The organism is Nocardioides thalensis (assembly GCF_013410655.1).
GTDB lineage: Bacteria > Actinomycetota > Actinomycetes > Propionibacteriales > Nocardioidaceae > Nocardioides > Nocardioides thalensis.
In genome coordinates this window covers 25,189-41,301 of sequence record NZ_JACCFP010000001.1, presented here as the reverse complement: position 1 = coordinate 41,301, position 16,113 = coordinate 25,189, and the positions used below count along the sequence as shown (strand labels likewise).

The following is a 16,113-nucleotide window of genomic DNA, read 5'->3' as shown; positions in this document are numbered from 1 at the left end:
CGAGTCGTCACCTCAACCACCGACGCTCACCCCCGCGGGGGTACGGCGCAGGTGGTCGGGCACCCCGAACGTCTGCACGGCGATCCGCTTCTCGACCGGGTAGACCTCCCGACCCAGCATCGCGGCGATGATCACGGAGTTGCGGTAGGCCCCCATCCCGAGGTCGGGAGCGACCACCGAGTGCAGGTGCTCGTCGGCGTTCTGGACGAAGATGCCACCGCCGTCGACATCGACGGAGTAGTCGGGAGCGACGTCGTAGCGGCCGCGCTCGTCGCGGCGGATCCGGTCGGAGACGCCGTCGAGGAAGGCGGGCGGCGTCGGTTCGTAGCCGGTCGCCAGCACCAGGCCGTCCGTCCGGAGGCCGAACGCCTCGTCGGTCTCGGCGTGGTGGAGGTCGAGCTCGAAGCCGTCGTCCGTCGTGCGCGCCGCGGTCACCTCGGTGTTGGTGACCAGCGTGGTGCGCGGGCCGTCGCCGGTGACCCGCAGCTGGTAGTGCAGGTCGAAGATCGCGTCGACGAGGTCGCCGCTGATGCCCTTGTAGAGGTGGCGCTGCTCGCGGGCGAGCCGGTCGCGCGTGGCCATCGGCAGCGCGCGGTGGTAGGCGGCGTACTCCGGCGAGGTCATCTCGAGCGTGAGCTTCGTGTACTCCATCGGGAAGAACCTCGGGCTGCGGGTGACCCAGGTGAGCTCGTAGTCGTGGTCGGGCGAGGCGGCGAGCAGGTCGTGGTAGACCTCCGCCGCGCTCTGGCCGCTGCCGACGACGGTGATCGTCTTCTGCTGTTGCAGCTCCGTGCGGCGGACGAGGTAGTCACTCGAGTGACAGGCGACGGGCCCGCCGGTGGTTGAGGTGCGAGGAGCGCTAGCGACGAGCCTCGAAACCTCCGGCACCACCGGGCGCAATGCCTCCGGGATGCGCGGCGACGTACCGATCCCCACCACGAGCCGCCGCGCCCGGAAGGTGTCGCCGGCCGAGGTGCTCACGACGTACGTCGCGCCGTCGTGCTCGACACCCGTGACCGCCTGGCCGAAGCGCACGCTGTCGAGCCGCTCGGCCGCCCAGCGGCAGTAGTCGTCGTACTCCCGGCGCAGCGGGTAGAAGCTCTCGCGGATGTAGAACTGGTAGAGGTTGCCGCTCTCCTTCAGATAGCTGAGGAACGACCAGCGCGACGTCGGGTCGGCCATCGTCACCAGGTCGGCCAGGAACGGCACCTGGAGCGTTGCGTCGTCGAGCAGCATGCCCGGGTGCCAGTCGAACCGGTCGCGGGCCTCGAGAAAGACCCCGTCGAGGCCGTCGCTCTCCCGCAGCGGCTCGGTCAGGCACGCGAGGCCGAGGTTGAACGGGCCGAGCCCGATGCCGACGAAGTCGTGGACCCTCATCGCGCCACCTCCACGCCCGCGACGGCCGCCGGAGGCGCCAGCCGGGCGCCGCACGCCCGCACGGCGTCGACGACCCCGACGATGTCGGCGACGGTGGCCATCGGGTTGAGGAGGGTGAGCTTGAGGTACTGCCGGCCGTCGACCTTCGTCGCCGCCACCATCGCCGTGCCGGAGTCGTAGAGAGCCGCGCGGATGCCGGTGTTGAGGGCGGCCAGCCGGTCCTCGTCGAGCTCCAACCCGGGCGGCACGTAGCGGAACACCAGGGTGCTCAGCTCGGGCTCCGCCGCGAGCTCGAGGTCGGCCTCGTGGCGCAGCGCCTCGTGCACCTCCGCGGCCAGGTCGACGACCGCGTCGACGTACTGCCCGATCAGCTCGGGGCCCATCGTGCGCAGCGTCAGCCAGAGCTTGAGCGCGTCGAACCGGCGCGTGGTCTGGAGGCTCTTGTCGACCTGGTTGGGATCGGTCGCCTCCTTGGGGTTGAGGTAGTCGGCGTGCCAGGTGACCGGGCGCAGCGTCGCGCGATCACGCACGATGACCGCGCTGGAGGAGACCGGCTGGAAGAACGTCTTGTGATAGTCGACGGTGACCGAGTCGGCCCGGTCGATGCCGGCGAGCAGGCCGCGCCGGGTGGGCGACACCAGCAGGCCGCCGCCGTACGCCGCGTCGACGTGGAACCACGCGTCATAGGCGACCGCGAGGTCGGCCACCGCCGCGAGCGGGTCGATGGCGCCGAAGTCCGTGGTCCCGGCGGTGGCGACCAGGGCCATCGGCCGCAGCCCGAGGTCGAGGCATGCCGCGAGCGAGCGCTCGAGCGCCTCGGGATCCATCCGGTGCCGGCCGTCGGTCGGCACGCTGACGACCGACTCGTCGCCGAGGCCGAGCAGCCGTGCCGACTTCTGCACCGAGAAATGGCTCTCGACCGAGGCGAAGATGCGCAGCCGCCCGGCAGGCACCCGCTCCAGCCGACCGCGCGCGAGCAGCAGCGCCTGGAGGTTCGACTGGCTGCCGCCGCTGGTGAACACGCCGTCGGCCCCGTCACCGAAGCCGATCCGGCCCGCCGTCCACTCGACCAGGCGGCGCTCGATGAACGTCCCGCCGACGCTCTGGTCGAAGGTGTCCATCGAGCTGTTGACCGCGGCGATGAACAGCTCGGCAAGCAGCGCGGGCACGACCACCGGGCAGTTGAGGTGCGCGGCGTACGACGGCTCGTGGAACCACACGGCGTCTTCGAGCCAGAGCCGCGACATCTCGGCCAGCACCTCGTCGATCCCGCCGAGCGGGGAGTCGAGGTCGACCGCGGCGACGCGGGAGGCCGCCTCCTCGGGGGAGGTGCCGGTCGCCGGTCCGTGGACGCGCCGGAGGTGGCCGAGCAGATGCTCGAGGCCGGCGCCGATGGCGCGGGCATAGTGGTCCGCGTGGTCCGGGTGGAACACGTGGTGCACTGGGGGATGCGACACAGGGAGCTCCTCGCCGAGATAGGTGAGGCTTACCTAACCATTTGCTCCTGAGGGCTGTCACCGGCGGCCCGCGTGGCGTGGACCACACCGGGCGGTCGACCGTTCGTCGTACGACGGCGACCGCTCACCGAATGCGCCTCCCCGCTCGGCGCGCAGCCCGGCGCGACCCCTGCCGCCGTGACCGGCGTCACTCCTAGCGTGAAAGTGCCAGTGACGGCGCTCACAGCGCGGTCCCTCACCACTCGGAGGTCCCCGTGGCTCACGACACCAGCCATCAACCGCACGACATGGCGGCCCGCCATGATCCCGTCTACGACCGGCTCGCGGAGACCGCAGAGTTCGCCGAGCTCCGTCGTCGCTACCGGGCGTTCGTCTTCCCGGCGACGATCGCGTTCCTCAGCTGGTATCTCCTCTACGTTGTCCTGTCCAACTGGGCGGGCGACTTCATGGCGACCAAGGTGGTCGGCAACATCAACGTCGCGCTCGTCTTCGGGCTGCTGCAGTTCGTGACGACGTTCCTGATCGCCTGGCTCTACAGCCGCTATTCGACCAGCAAGCTCGACCCGATCGCACGCGAGCTGGACGAGCAGTACGTCGCCGAGCTCCAGGGTCGCCAGGGGGGTGCGCGCTGATGGACCACCAGGTGATCACCGCCATCCTGTTCCTCACGATCATCGCGCTCACCCTGGCCATCACGGTGTGGGCGAGCCGGCAGACCGCCGGCGCCGCCGACTTCTACGCCGGCGGCCGCGGCTTCTCCGGCATCCAGAACGGTCTCGCGATCGGCGGCGACTACATGTCCGCCGCCTCGTTCCTCGGCATCTCCGGGGCCATCGCCATCAACGGCTACGACGGGTTCCTCTACTCGATCGGGTTCCTCGTCGCCTGGCTCGTCGCGCTGCTCCTCGTCGCCGAGATGCTCCGCAACTCCGGTCGCTACACGATGGCCGACCAGCTCGCCTACCGGATGAAGCAACGCCCCGTGCGCACGGCGGCCGCGATCTCGACGGTCACCGTCTCGATCTTCTACCTGCTCGCGCAGATGGTCGGCGCGGGCGCGCTGGTCTCGCTGCTCCTCGGCGTCGACGACCAGTGGGTCAAGAACCTGACCATCCTCGGCGTCGGTGCGCTGATGATCATCTACGTCACGTTCGGCGGCATGAAGGGCACCACCTGGGTGCAGATCGTCAAGGCCGTGCTGCTGATGGTCGGCTCGGCGTTGATCGTGGTCCTGGTGCTGGCGGAGTTCGGCTTCAACCTCTCCGACCTGCTCGGCACGGCGGCCGACAACTACGGCGCACGCGAGGGCAGCCAGGGTGCCGCGGCATTCCTCGAGCCCGGCATCCAGTACGGCGTGGACCTGACCTCGAAGATCAACTTCCTGTCGCTCGGGCTCGCGCTGGTGCTCGGTACGGCGGGCCTGCCGCACATCCTGATCCGCTTCTACACGGTGCCGACCTCGCGCGACGCGCGGAAGTCGGTGCTGTGGGCGATCGTGCTGATCGGCGTCTTCTACCTGTTCACGCTGGTGCTGGGCTTCGGTGCGGCCGCCATGCTGACCGGTGACAAGTTCGCCGACGTCGCCGCGTCGACGGGCAACCTGGCATCGCCGTTGCTCGCCGAGGCCGTCGGCGGCGGCGAGGGATCGGCCGGCGGAGCGATCCTGCTGGCGTTCATCGCGGCCGTCGCGTTCGCGACGATCCTCGCCGTGGTCGCGGGGCTCACCCTCGCCTCGTCGACCTCGGTCGCGCACGACATCTACAACAGCGTGCTCCGCGACGGGAAGGCCTCCGAGCGCGACGAGCTGAAGATGGCGCGCCGCGCAGCGGTCGGTATCGGTGCGGTGGCGATCGGGCTCTCCATCCCGGCGCAGAACCTCAACATCGCGTTCCTCGTGGCGCTGGCCTTCGCCGTCGCCGCGTCGGCCAACCTGCCGGCGATCGTCTACAACATGTTCTGGCGCCGGTTCAACACCCGCGGTGCGCTCTGGAGCATCTACGGCGGGCTGATCTCCTGCGTGACCCTGGTGATCTTCTCGCCGACCGTCTCCGGCAAGGGCGTGCACCCGGTGACCGGGAAGAACCTGTCGCTGCTGCCGACCGACATCGACATCTCGTACTTCCCGCTGGAGAACCCGGGCATCGTGTCGATCCCGCTCGGCTTCTTCCTCGGCTGGCTCGGGACCATCACGTCCCGCGAGCCCGAGACCGCCGAGCGGTTCACCGAGCTCGAGGTCCGCGCCCTCACCGGCGCCGGCTCGGAGAAGGCCGTCCAGCACTGATCAACCCCTGTGATCGGGCGGGTGGCAGCCCTAGTGTGGGAAGCCACCCGCCCGGTCCATTCTGCGGAAGGAAACACCCGTGAGCAGCACCGACGAGACCATCGCCAACCTCCTCCGCGAGGAGCGGCGGTTCGCACCGCCGGAGGACCTGGCGGCGAACGCGAACCTGTCCGCCGATGCCTACGAGCACGCCGCCAAGGACCGTGAGGCGTTCTGGGCCGAGCAGGCCGAGCGGCTCAGCTGGGACACCAAGTGGGACCAGGTCCTCGACTGGAGCAACCCGCCGTTCGCCAAGTGGTACGTCGGCGGCAAGCTCAACGCGGCGTACAACTGCGTCGACCGGCACGTCGAGGCCGGCAAGGGCGACAAGGTCGCGATCCACTGGGTCGGGGAGCCCGTCGACGACACCCGCGACATCACCTACGCCGAGCTCAAGGACGAGGTGTCCAAGGCGGCCAACGCCCTGACCGACCTCGGCGTGGCCGCGGGCGACCGGGTCGCGATCTACATGCCGATGATCCCCGAGGCCGTCGTCGCGATGCTCGCCTGCGCGCGCATCGGCGCCCCGCACACCGTGGTGTTCGGCGGCTTCTCCGCCGACGCCCTGGCGTCGCGGCTCGACGACTGCCAGGCCAAGGTCGTCGTCACCGCAGACGGCGGCTACCGCCGCGGCGCGGCGTCGGCGCTCAAGCCGGCGGTCGACGAGGCGCTGACCAAGACCGACGTGGTCGAGAAGGTCCTCGTCGTACGTCGCACCGGGCAGGACGTCGCCTGGAACGACGACGTGGACGTGTGGTGGCACGACGTCGTCGACGGCGCGTCGGCCGAGCACACCCCGGAGGCGTTCGACTCCGAGCACCCGCTCTACGTCATGTACACCTCAGGCACGACCGGCAAGCCGAAGGGCATCCTGCACACCACGGGCGGCTACCTGACCGGCTCGGCGTACACCCACCATGCGGTCTTCGACCTCAAGCCCGACACCGACGTCTACTGGTGCACCGCCGACATCGGCTGGGTCACCGGCCACAGCTACATCGTCTACGGCCCACTCGCCAACGGCGTGACGCAGGTGCTCTACGAGGGCACTCCCGACAGCCCGGAGCGCGGCCGCTGGTGGAAGATCGTCCAGGACTACAAGGTGACGATCTTCTACACCGCGCCGACCGCGATCCGGTCGTTCATGAAGCAGGGCAGCGAGGTGCCCGACCGCTTCGACATGTCGTCGTTGCGGATCCTCGGGTCGGTCGGCGAGCCCATCAACCCCGAGGCCTACGTCTGGTACCGCCACGTCGTCGGTGGCGACCGGACCCCGGTCGTCGACACCTGGTGGCAGACCGAGACCGGCTCGATCCTGATCAGCCCGCTGCCCGGCGTGACCCACGGCAAGCCGGGCTCGGCGATGACGCCGATCCCGGGCATCACCGCCGACGTCGTCGACGACGAGGGCCGGTCGGTGCCCAACGGCTCGGGCGGCTACCTGGTCGTGACCTCGCCGTGGCCGTCGATGCTGCGCACCATCTGGGGCGACGACCAGCGCTACGTCGACACGTACTGGTCGCGGTTCAAGGCCCAGGGCTACTACTTCGCCGGCGACGGCGCGAAGAAGGACGAGGACGGCGACATCTGGGTGCTCGGCCGGGTAGATGACGTCATGAACGTCTCCGGCCACCGGCTCTCGACCACCGAGATCGAGTCGGCCCTGGTCTCCCACCCCAAGGTCGCCGAGTCCGCAGTCGTGGGCGCCACCGACCCCGACACCGGGCAGGCGGTCGTGGCCTACGTGATCCTCCGCGAGGAGGCGGGCGACGGCGGGCCGGAAATCGTCAAGGAGCTCTCCGACCACGTCCGCACCCAGATCGGCCCGATCGCGAAGCCGCGGCAGATCATGATCGTCCCGGAGCTGCCCAAGACCCGCTCCGGCAAGATCATGCGCCGCCTGCTCCGCGACGTCGCCGAGAAGCGCGAGGTCGGCGACACCACGACGCTCGCGGACTCCACGATCATGGATCTCATCTCCGCCGGCCAGGCCACCTCCACCGAGGACTGACGCCAGGGAAAGGGTCTCGATACGCCGGAGCCCCTGGGGCTCCGACTACTCGACCAGCCTGAGGCCGGCCGTGCCCAGGTTGGTCGAGTAGCCCGAGCCGCTAGGCGAGGGCGTATCGAGACCTCTGCGTTTTTACTTGACACCTCCGCCCGGTCCGGCGCATTCTCCTAACTGTGTTAGGAGAACCGAAGCGCGATAGGATCGCCGAACGGCGTGCGGCGACGCGGCGCGAGATCATCGCCGCGGCATGGGAGCTCGCCCACGAGGTGGGCCTCGCCGGCATCACGCTGCGCGACATCGCGCGCAGCGTCGGCATGCAGGCGCCGTCGCTCTACACGCACTTCGACTCGAAGAACGCGATCTACGACGCGATGTACGGCGAGGCGTGGTCGGCGTACGAGGAGCTCCTCGAGCGGGACCTTGCCGAGCCCCCGGAGGATCCCCGCACCGCGGTCCACCTCGCCGCGCGCACCTTCTTCGACTTCGCCGTGGCCGACCTGGCGCGCTACCAGCTGATGAACCAGCGCATCATCCCCGGTTTCGAGCCCAGCCCGGAGTCCTACGCGCCGGCCGTACGCGTCCTCGAGAAGGGCGTCCGCGACTTCCGGAGCTTCGGCATCACCGACCGCGCCGACTTCGACATCTGGCTGGCCCTGCTCGGCGGCCTGATCGACCAGCAGCACGCCAACGACCCGGGCGGGGACCGCTTCTCGCGCCTTCTCGAGCGGGCCATCGACATGTGGGCCGACGGCGTCGGTCTTCCCCCGACGAAGCCCGCCCGGCGGGCGACCGCACGCACTGCGAGACGAGCCTCGAGATGAGCACCACGATGACCACGACCACCACCCCCCGCCGCTCCCGCCTCGATCGCCGTACGGCGCTGCGGCTGGCCGCCGACGAGTACGCCCGGTTCGCCGACGCCCTGGCCGCGCTCGACACCGACGAGTGGACCAAGCGGACCGACTGCCCCGCCTGGGACGTGCGCCAGATGGCGTGCCACACCGTCGGCATGGCCGAGATGACGACCGGGCTGCGCGAGCAGCTGCGCCAGCAGCGCCGCGCAGCGGCCGACGCGTCCGCGACGGGCAGCTCGACCCTCGACGCGCTCACCGCCCTCCAGGTGAGCGAGCGGGCCGCGTGGACGCCGGACCAGGTCCTCGCCGGCATCCGATCGGTGGCGCCGCGCGCCGCCCGCGGCCGGCGACGGGTGGCGGTCCTGATGGGACGCATGCGCCTGCCGGAGAAGCAGGTCGTGAACGGTCGCGAGGAGACCTGGACCCTCGGCTACCTCGCGGAGACGATCCTGACCCGCGACCCCTGGATGCACCGCATGGACATCGCCCGGGCCACCGGGCGCGCACCTCTGCTCACCGCCGACCACGACGGCGTCATCGTCGCCGACGTGGTCGCCGAGTGGGCGGACCGTCACGGGCTCCCCTACCGGCTCCGGCTCACCGGGCCGGCGGGAGGCTCCTGGTCCGCCGGCGACGGCGGACCCACCATCGAGATGGACGCGATCGAGTTCTGCCGCGTCCTCTCCGGCCGGGGCTCGGGCGACGGCCTCCTCACCACCGAGGTTCCCTTTTGAAGAACTGAGAACACACCATGGAGAAGCACCGCGTCCTGCCGGACGTCACCGTCATGAGCGACCACGCCGAGATCCCGGGCATCGGCTTCCTCCCCGTCAACACCTTCGTGATCCACGCCGAGCAGCCGGTCGTCGTCGACACCGGGCTGAGCACGCCCGACAAGGACTTCGTGGCCGAGCTGGCCGAGGTCATCGACCCGGCGGACGTCCGCTGGGTCTGGATCACCCATCCCGACCGCGACCACACGGGCGGGCTGTGGCAGCTGCTCGAGGCGGCCCCACAGGCCAAGCTGGTCACCACGTTCCTCGGCGTGGGGATCATGAGCTGCGAGTGGGCGGTGCCCCTCGACCGGGTCCACCTGCTCAACCCGGGCCAGCGGCTCGACGTCGGCGACCGGACCCTGACCGGCTACCGCCCACCGCTGTTCGACAACCCGGCGACCGTCGGGCTCCAGGACGACAAGACGGGCGCCCTGCTGTCGTCGGACTGCTTCGGCGGACCGATGGGCTCGCCCCAGCAGGCCATGTGCGCCGACGTGCGCGAGGTCTCGGCCGAGGATCGCCGGGCGGCGCAGCTGCTGTGGGCGGCCATCGACAGCCCGTGGGTCCTCGGCGTCGACCGGCCGACGTACGCCGCGACGGTGGACTCGTTCCGCCGGCTCGATCCGAGCGCGATCCTGAGCACCCACCTGCCGCCCGCGATCGGGCTCAACGGCCCGATGTTCGACGCGCTGGACGAGGCGCCGAGCGCACCGTCGTGGGTAGGCCCGGACCAGGAGGCGCTGGAGGCGCTCCTCGCCTCCTTCGAGCCCGTCGGCTGACCGCCCTCAGCGCTCGAGCCGGAGCACCGGATGGCCGCCGGCGGTCCGCACCTCGACCGACGCGATCTCGTCGGGCTGCACGGACGCCGCCCCGGTGACGTGCAGCTCGGCGTCGGTGATCGCCGCCCAGGCCGCCGCCTGCTCCACCCGGCCGTCGGTCGTCCGCACCACCAGGGTGTACGTCGACGTGCCGCCGTCGCCGTACGAGCCCTGGTCGCTGCCGCCGTAGTCGCCGGGGACGCCCGGACCCCGGGCGGGCGCCCGGTAGGTGCAGGTCAGGTCGAGACGGGTGCCCCAGGTCACCGGCGTGAGCGAGACCCAGCCGCTCGACCTGCTCGTGCCGACGGGGGTCATCTCGACCGGCTCGGCCGTCTCGACGGCGGCAGGTGGAGCCGCCACGGGCGGCCTGTCGTCGTCGCGGAGCACGGCCGCCCCTCCGACCACGCCCACTGCCAGCACCGCGACCGCGGCGGCCGCGACGAGCGAGGTCCGGATGACCCGGAGGCGCTGGGAGCGGCGCGCAGCGGCCACCAGGCCGGGCAGCAGCGTCGCGGGGACCGGCTCGCGGTCCGGCGCCGGCTCGAGGACGTCGGCGGGCACCCGCGCCAGCAGCCCGGGCAGCCCGGCCAGCTCCCTGACGGACCGCGAGCACTCCTCGCAGGTCCGCAGGTGCCGCTCGTAGTCCGCGCGCTCGGCGGGCGCCAGCGACCCGAGCACGTACGCCGCGTCCAGCGTCGCGTAGTCGCAGCTCACTGACTCACCCCCAGTTCCTCGAGCGCCAGCCGGAGCGCCCGGAGCGCGTAGTGCGTGCGCGACTTGACCGTGCCCTCCGGCACGCCGAGGCGACGTGACGCGTCGGCGACCGACCGGCCGCGGTAGTAGCACTCCAGCAACACCGCGCGGTGCTCCTCCGAGAGCTGGGTCAGCGCCTCCGCGACCACCCAGGACAGGAGCAGCTCGTCGGTGCGGTCCTCCGCGCCCGAGAGGTCGGTCAGGTCGTCGGTAGGGATCTCGCGGCGCACCTTCTTCGACCGCCACTCGTCGATGACGATGTTGCGCGCGACGGTGAACAGCCACGACCGCACCGACCCCCGCGACTCCTCGAGCACGGAGGCGTGCCGCCACGCCCGCAGCAGCGTCTCCTGCGCGACGTCCTCGGCGTGGGTCCGGTCGTTGCCGGTCAGGTGCAGGCAGAACGCCCAGAGCGCGGCAGCGTGCTCGTCGTGCAGCTGGCGCATCACCACGCCCGGGCTCTCGGACACGGGACTCAGTGTGCTCCTCGGACCGCTCCGTGCGACCCGCTCGACGCCGTCCCGCGGGCGGGCGCGAGGAGCCAGGCGCCGGCCAGGATGCAGATGACCTCGGAGACGAGCGAGACCCAGGCGTACCAGGACCAGCCCGCCTCGATGCCGAACAACCCGACGGTCATCGAGATGAAGAACGCGCCCAGGGTGGCCGCGCCGAACCCGAGCACCAGGAACGCCGGGATCCAGTGGTCCCACGTCACCAGCAACACGGCGATCACGACGCCTGCCACCACGTTGAGCAGGAACATCACCCCGACCTCGCCCTGGTCCTTGACGCCGTCGAACCACAGCCACAGGTGGAAGCCCGCCGAGACGAGAGCGGCCACCGCCGCCACTACGCGCAGGTACATGAGATCTCCGTTCGTTCGGTCCTGGTGAAGACACGGACGGGGAGTCCGTCCGGTTCAACCGGTCATCCCAGCGGCCCGAACGCGCCCAGCACCCGGTCGCGGAGGTCGGACATCGGCCACACCGGCGCGTCGTCCGACGGCAGCAGCCCGCGGTCCCAGCCCCATCCGGCGATCCGGCGTACGACGCCGCGGTCGCGGGTGATCACGCTGATCGGCACGTCGTGGCCGGGATCGTCGCCGCTGACGTAGGCGTGCGGCTCGTGGTCGCCGAGCACGATCAGCACCCGGTCCGGGTCGGGGTAGGCCTCCAGGAACGACACCAAGGTCTCCCAGGAGTACTCGATCGACCTGCCGTAGAGCTCACGGACCCGCTCCGGGTCGAGGGCCTCGTCGACCTCGGGCACGCCCTCGGTCGTGCCGTGGAAGATCGAGCCGTCGCCGACCTCGTCCCACGGCACGAGCGGCGGCGAGGGCGTCCACGGATGATGGCTGGAGATGAGGTCGATCTCGGCGAACACGGGTGGGCGGTCGTGGCCTGCCAGCTCGGTGCGGCGGAAGTGCTCGAGGGTGTACTGGTCCGGCACCGGCGCGTAGCCGAACTCGGGCCCCTCGTAGCCGACGTTGCGGGAGTCGTAGAGAGCGTCGTAGCCGTAGAGGTCCGTCCCCTCCGGCCAGTCCCGCGTGTTCGCGGGCACGTCGAACACGGTGCGCCAGCCCGCCTCCGCGAACGCCGAGGTGAGCGTGAGCCGGTCGCTGTCGGCGAGCTGGTCGTAGCGTCGCTCGCTGTCCACCCACAGCCCCGACTGCGTGGTCGCGTGGGCGAGCCAGCTGGCCGCGCCGAAGGTCGGGGACGTCAGGTAACCGCTCCGCATCGCGTAGCCGGACGCGGCCAGCCGCCGGGTCCCGTCGCGGAGCACCTCCCGCACCCCGTCCGAGTACGACGAGCCGCGGGTCGCCGTACGGCCGTAGCTCTCGACGAAGACCAGCAGCACGTCGCGCCCGCGAAGACCCGTGAGCAGCCGGTCGGCGGGGACGTCGGCGTAGTCGTCGGCCTCGATCTCGGCGGCGAAGCGGCTGCGGTCCGCGATGTCGTCGCTCACCCGCTCGACGGTGTCGGCGAGGAGCGCGCTCGGCGCGGCCGCCGCCACCGGCGGGCCGCCCGGCACGTGCACGCTCGCGACGGCGGCCACCGCCCACAGCGGCACGAGCACAGCGAGCGTTCGCAGCGTCGGCCGCCGGCGCTCGCTGGCGACCCGCGCCACCCGGTCCGCGCCGAGCGCGAGCGCGACGACGACCGCGACGATCGCGGCGACGACGCCGACGGCGGCCAGCCGCGCACCGGCGGTGCCGATCGAGTCGCCGAGCACGCCGACGCCCGAGCCGAAGTAGGACCAGTCGCCGAGCGGGTCGAACGGGCGGTCCAGCACCTTCGCGAAGCCCGCGTCCACGATCCGCAGCACCACGAGCACGCCCGCCACCGCCCCGAACCCGAGCGCGACCCAGCGGCGCGGCCGGGCGGGCAGCACCAGCGCGGCGGCCGCAAGTCCCAGCCCCTCGACCGGCACGACCAGCAGGTCGAGCGGCGCCACGCCGTCGGTGGGGTCCGGGAGCGCGAGCGCCAGCCAGAGCGCCACGAACGCGGCGCCGGTCACGATCGCCGGGCGGAGCATCGGGCCCGACGGCGTCGTCGCCGGGTCGACCGCCGGCAGCGGCTCACCGCGCCGCGCCCAGAGGGTGCGCACGTCGCGCGCGAACGACTCGACCAGCAGAGCCAGTGCCACGCCCAGTGCGACGCGGGCGAGGTCCACCGGCAGGAGGCCCGACGCCGCGACGACCAGCACGACCCCCTGGACGGCGGCCACGACCTTCGCCGAGTAGCGCGGCGGGAGCGGGCGCCGGAGCCAGCGCACGACCCAGGTCACGGCGACGTACATGTAGCGGATCGCCCCGATCGCGAGGACCCACCAGCCGACGTCGGGAGCGACGCGCACGCTGAGCACGGCGATCAGGAACGCGTCGACCTCCATGTCGAACCGCGCGCCGAGGGCCGTCGCCGTCCCGGTGCGCCGGGCGACGATGCCGTCCACCGCGTCCAGCGCCAGGGCGACCGACGCGAGGCCGACCAGCAGGACGGTGTGGTCGCGACTGACGAACGCATTCGCGGTCAGCCCCGCCACGACGCACGCGAGCACCGCCCGGAGGAGGGTGATCCGCCCGGCCGGGCCCAGCGGCGTCCGGTGCCGCGCGCGGGCGCCGTCGACCAGGACGGCGAGCGCGAGCACGCAGGCGGCGCCGACGAGCCACCCGACCTGAACCAGAACCATCCGTCCTCCGTAGGTAGGTGAAGAGGCATACGACGAAGGGGCCCGGCAGGTTCAGCCGGCGACACGGAGGAGGCACGAGTGCGGGAGGCGCGGGCGTTCTGGGTGGCCGAGCCGGGCCGCGGCGAGGTCCGGTCGGCGGCCGTGCCGGCGGTCGGCACCGACGAGGTGCTGGTGCGCTCGCTCCGGTCCGGTGTCAGCCGCGGGACCGAGTCGCTCGTGTTCCGGGGCGGCGTACCGGCGGACCAGCGCCACGTCATGCGAGCGCCGTTCCAGGAGGGCGAGCTCCCGGGTCCCGTGAAGTACGGCTACCTCAGCGTCGGCCGCGTCGAGGAGGGGCCGCCCCACCTGCGCGGGCGCCGGGTGTTCTGCCTCCACCCGCACCAGACGGAGTACGTCGTGCCGGCCGCCGCCGTGACGCCGGTCCCGGACGACGTGCCGTCGGCCCGCGCGGTGCTCGCGGGCACCGTCGAGACGGCGGTCAACGCGCTGTGGGACGCGGCGCCGCTCGTCGGCGACCGGGTCGCGGTCGTGGGCGCGGGCATGGTCGGGTGCTGCGTCGCCCATCTGCTCGGGCGGATCCCGGGCGTCCGCGTGGTGCTCGTCGACACCGAACCGAGCCGGGCGGCCGTCGCCGACGCGCTCGGCGTCGGGTTCGCGTCGCCCGAGGACGCGCCCGGCGACCTCGACCTGGTCGTGCACAGCAGCGCCACCGGTGCCGGGCTGCGCCGGTCGCTCGAGCTGCTCGCGCCGGAGGGCACCGTCCTCGACCTCAGCTGGTACGGCGACACGGAGGTCACGCTGCCGCTCGGCGGCGCGTTCCACTCCTCCCGCCTGGCGATCCGTGCGAGCCAGGTGGGCGCGGTCGCACCGGCGCGCCGCGGACGCCGGACGACGGCAGACCGGCTGGCGCTCGCGCTCGAGCTGCTGGCGGACCCGGCGTTCGACGTGCTGCTGACGGGCTGCTCGCCGTTCGACGAGCTGCCGGACCTGATGCCGCGCCTCGCGGCCGGCGACCCGGCGACGCTCTGCCACACGATCACCTACGAGGAGGACCTGCGCTGATGTTCCGAGTGACCGTCCGCGACCACATGATGGTGGCGCACAGCCTGCGCGGCGACGTGTTCGGCCCGGCCCAGCGGCTGCACGGGGCGACGTACGTCGTCGACGCGACCGTGTCCGCCGAGGACGTCGATGGCGCCGGCATCGTCGTCGACATCGGTCGGCTGAGCGAGCACCTGCACGCCGTGCTCGCCGACCTGACCTACAGCAACCTCGACGACCACGAGGAGCTCGCCGGCCGCAACAGCTCGACCGAGGTGCTCGCCCGCCTGGTCGCCGACCGGCTCGCCGAACGGGCAGCCGCCGGGCAGCTCGGTCGCGACGTGGCCGACCTCGCAGCGATCGAGGTGACGCTGCGGGAGTCACACATCGCCTGGGCGAGCTACGAGCGGGCGTTGTGACTCCGCCACCGGTGGTTGAGGTGCACGGCCGCCCGCGGCCGAGCCTCGAAACCTGGTACGTGGTCCCGGCCGGGATCGACGACCCCGCCCGTCCGAGCGGGGGCAACCGCTACGACCGCCGGGTGCTCCTCGGCCTGGAGGAGCTGGGCGTCCCCGTTCACGAGCTCCGCGCGGGAGACCTCGCCACCGAGCTCGCCGCGGCACCGGACGGCGCGGTGGTCGTGGTCGACGGGCTGCTCGCCGTGGCAGCACCCGCCGCGGTCGTGCCGGCGGCCCGGCGGCTGCGGCTCGTGGTGCTCCTGCACATGCCGTTCAGCGAGGCCGACCCCACGCTGGCACGGGCGGAGCGGTCGGTGCTCACGGCCGCAGCCTGCGTCATGACCACGAGCGACTGGGCGCGCGACTGGGTGATCCGCCACCACGGCCTGATGCCGGAGCGCGCCTGGGTCGCGGCGCCGGGGGTCGACCCGGCACCGCCGGCCGAGCCCTCGCCGGCCGGCGCCCGGCTGCTCTGCCTCGCCGCCGTCACCGCCGGCAAGGGTCACGACGTCCTTCTCACCGCCCTCGAGACCCTGGTCGACCTGGACTGGCAGCTCACGTGTGCGGGCGCGGTCGACGTCGAGCCCGGGTTCGTGGCGGGGCTGCGCGAGCACGTGCAGCGATCCGGCCTCGGTGACCGGGTCGAGCTCACCGGCCCCCTGGCGGACGCCGAGGTGGCGGGGGCGCTCGCCGCGACCGACCTGCTGGTCTCGGCCTCACGCCACGAGGCGTACGGGATGGCCGTGAGCGAGGCGCTCGCGCGTGCCGTCCCGGTCGTGGTCACCGACGTCGGCGGTCATCCCGAGGCCGTCGGCGCGGGCGGCGTGCTGGTGCCGCCCGACGATCCCGACCGGCTCGCGGCCGCGCTGCGGCGCTGGCTGACCGAGCCCGCTGAGCGCGAGCGGCTGCGCTCGGCGGCCGCGCGGCGCCGTACCGAGCTCCTGCCGTGGTCGGCGACCGCGCGCCGGATCGCCGAGGTGGTCGACGCGCTGAACCCCGTAGGGCCCTGGCCCGTATCCCCTGTCACCACCCGACCGCGAACCCGACCGTGAACCCGAC

At 72.2% G+C, this 16,113-nt stretch carries 15 protein-coding genes; 9 read left to right on the top strand and 6 right to left on the bottom strand.

The genetic code is table 11. The features are described from left to right. Nucleotides 1–12 precede the first annotated feature (12 nt). Both HNR19_RS00200 and HNR19_RS00195 read right to left on the bottom strand, forming a co-directional pair. On the bottom strand, nt 13–1,377 hold the full coding sequence (locus tag HNR19_RS00200) for a lysine N(6)-hydroxylase/L-ornithine N(5)-oxygenase family protein (RefSeq protein ID WP_179666001.1): 1,365 nt from the start codon (nt 1,375–1,377) through the stop codon (nt 13–15). Then, nucleotides 1,374–2,834 (bottom strand): pyridoxal-dependent decarboxylase, encoded by a 1,461-nt coding sequence (locus HNR19_RS00195; RefSeq protein ID WP_179666000.1) that lies wholly within the window; start codon nt 2,832–2,834, stop codon nt 1,374–1,376. Before HNR19_RS00195 ends, HNR19_RS00200 begins: the two co-directional genes overlap by 4 nt. Before the next feature lie 254 nt (nt 2,835–3,088). Between HNR19_RS00195 and HNR19_RS00190 the strand changes: the two genes are divergently transcribed. The 6 genes from HNR19_RS00190 to HNR19_RS00165 all read left to right on the top strand — a co-directional run bounded on the left by HNR19_RS00190 (nt 3,089) and on the right by HNR19_RS00165 (nt 9,574). Beyond that, on the top strand, nt 3,089–3,466 hold the full coding sequence (locus HNR19_RS00190) for a DUF485 domain-containing protein (protein WP_343046974.1): 378 nt from the start codon (nt 3,089–3,091) through the stop codon (nt 3,464–3,466). Further along, complete coding sequence (locus tag HNR19_RS00185) at nt 3,466–5,115, top strand: solute symporter family protein (protein ID WP_179665999.1); 1,650 nt, start codon at nt 3,466–3,468, stop codon at nt 5,113–5,115. The genes HNR19_RS00190 and HNR19_RS00185 overlap by 1 nt, the downstream gene beginning before the upstream one ends. A 79-nt stretch (nt 5,116–5,194) precedes the next feature. After that, the gene (acs, locus tag HNR19_RS00180) at nt 5,195–7,165 is read left to right on the top strand and encodes an acetate--CoA ligase (RefSeq protein ID WP_179665998.1); all 1,971 of its coding nucleotides are present in this window, start codon (nt 5,195–5,197) and stop codon (nt 7,163–7,165) included. A 173-nt stretch (nt 7,166–7,338) separates the two neighbouring features. Continuing rightward, the gene (locus HNR19_RS00175; RefSeq protein WP_179665997.1) at nt 7,339–7,986 is read left to right on the top strand and encodes a TetR family transcriptional regulator; all 648 of its coding nucleotides are present in this window, start codon (nt 7,339–7,341) and stop codon (nt 7,984–7,986) included. Further along, a complete protein-coding gene (locus HNR19_RS00170; RefSeq protein WP_218910099.1) occupies nt 7,983–8,753 on the top strand; it encodes a maleylpyruvate isomerase family mycothiol-dependent enzyme in 771 nt (256 codons plus the stop codon). Before HNR19_RS00175 ends, HNR19_RS00170 begins: the two co-directional genes overlap by 4 nt. A 17-nt stretch (nt 8,754–8,770) precedes the next feature. Further along, nucleotides 8,771–9,574, top strand: coding sequence for an MBL fold metallo-hydrolase (locus HNR19_RS00165; RefSeq protein WP_179665996.1), 804 nt, complete (start codon nt 8,771–8,773; stop codon nt 9,572–9,574). Nucleotides 9,575–9,580: 6 nt separating this feature from the next. Here the strand turns inward: HNR19_RS00165 and HNR19_RS00160 are convergent, their stop codons facing one another. The 4 genes from HNR19_RS00160 to HNR19_RS00145 all read right to left on the bottom strand — a co-directional run bounded on the left by HNR19_RS00160 (nt 9,581) and on the right by HNR19_RS00145 (nt 13,555). Continuing rightward, nucleotides 9,581–10,327 (bottom strand): zf-HC2 domain-containing protein, encoded by a 747-nt coding sequence (locus HNR19_RS00160; RefSeq protein WP_179665995.1) that lies wholly within the window; start codon nt 10,325–10,327, stop codon nt 9,581–9,583. Further along, the gene (locus tag HNR19_RS00155; RefSeq protein ID WP_343046973.1) at nt 10,324–10,836 is read right to left on the bottom strand and encodes a sigma-70 family RNA polymerase sigma factor; all 513 of its coding nucleotides are present in this window, start codon (nt 10,834–10,836) and stop codon (nt 10,324–10,326) included. The genes HNR19_RS00160 and HNR19_RS00155 overlap by 4 nt, the downstream gene beginning before the upstream one ends. A gap of 5 nt (nt 10,837–10,841) precedes the next feature. After that, nucleotides 10,842–11,231 (bottom strand): hypothetical protein, encoded by a 390-nt coding sequence (locus tag HNR19_RS00150; RefSeq protein WP_179665994.1) that lies wholly within the window; start codon nt 11,229–11,231, stop codon nt 10,842–10,844. 62 nt (nt 11,232–11,293) lie between these two features. After that, nucleotides 11,294–13,555, bottom strand: a complete 2,262-nt coding sequence (locus HNR19_RS00145; protein ID WP_179665993.1) for a CDP-alcohol phosphatidyltransferase family protein — start codon at nt 13,553–13,555, stop codon at nt 11,294–11,296. 78 nt (nt 13,556–13,633) lie between these two features. On the opposite strand from HNR19_RS00145, the gene HNR19_RS00140 reads away from it, so the two are divergent. Genes HNR19_RS00140 through HNR19_RS23355 form a run of 3 tightly spaced genes read left to right on the top strand, consistent with a single transcriptional unit; the run spans nt 13,634 to nt 16,106 of the window. Further along, nucleotides 13,634–14,617 carry a zinc-dependent alcohol dehydrogenase gene (locus HNR19_RS00140; RefSeq protein WP_179665992.1) on the top strand — a complete coding sequence of 328 codons (984 nt, stop codon included), beginning with the start codon at nt 13,634–13,636 and terminating at the stop codon, nt 14,615–14,617. Beyond that, the gene (locus tag HNR19_RS00135) at nt 14,617–15,015 is read left to right on the top strand and encodes a 6-pyruvoyl trahydropterin synthase family protein (protein WP_179665991.1); all 399 of its coding nucleotides are present in this window, start codon (nt 14,617–14,619) and stop codon (nt 15,013–15,015) included. Before HNR19_RS00140 ends, HNR19_RS00135 begins: the two co-directional genes overlap by 1 nt. Beyond that, the gene (locus HNR19_RS23355; RefSeq protein WP_218910098.1) at nt 15,012–16,106 is read left to right on the top strand and encodes a glycosyltransferase; all 1,095 of its coding nucleotides are present in this window, start codon (nt 15,012–15,014) and stop codon (nt 16,104–16,106) included. The genes HNR19_RS00135 and HNR19_RS23355 overlap by 4 nt, the downstream gene beginning before the upstream one ends. The last annotated feature ends 7 nt before the right edge of the window (nt 16,107–16,113 follow it).

Bases quoted from the DNA above. Each gene is read 5' to 3' on its own strand.
- HNR19_RS00135 (WP_179665991.1), top strand. From the start codon at position 14,617: ATGTTCCGAGTGACCGTCCGCGACCACATGATGGTGGCGCACAGCCTG.
- HNR19_RS00170 (WP_218910099.1), top strand. From the start codon at position 7,983: ATGAGCACCACGATGACCACGACCACCACCCCCCGCCGCTCCCGCCTC.
- HNR19_RS00145 (WP_179665993.1), bottom strand. From the start codon at position 13,555: ATGGTTCTGGTTCAGGTCGGGTGGCTCGTCGGCGCCGCCTGCGTGCTC.
- HNR19_RS00185 (WP_179665999.1), top strand. From the start codon at position 3,466: ATGGACCACCAGGTGATCACCGCCATCCTGTTCCTCACGATCATCGCG.
- HNR19_RS00150 (WP_179665994.1), bottom strand. From the start codon at position 11,231: ATGTACCTGCGCGTAGTGGCGGCGGTGGCCGCTCTCGTCTCGGCGGGC.
- HNR19_RS00200 (WP_179666001.1), bottom strand. From the start codon at position 1,377: ATGAGGGTCCACGACTTCGTCGGCATCGGGCTCGGCCCGTTCAACCTC.
- HNR19_RS00165 (WP_179665996.1), top strand. From the start codon at position 8,771: ATGGAGAAGCACCGCGTCCTGCCGGACGTCACCGTCATGAGCGACCAC.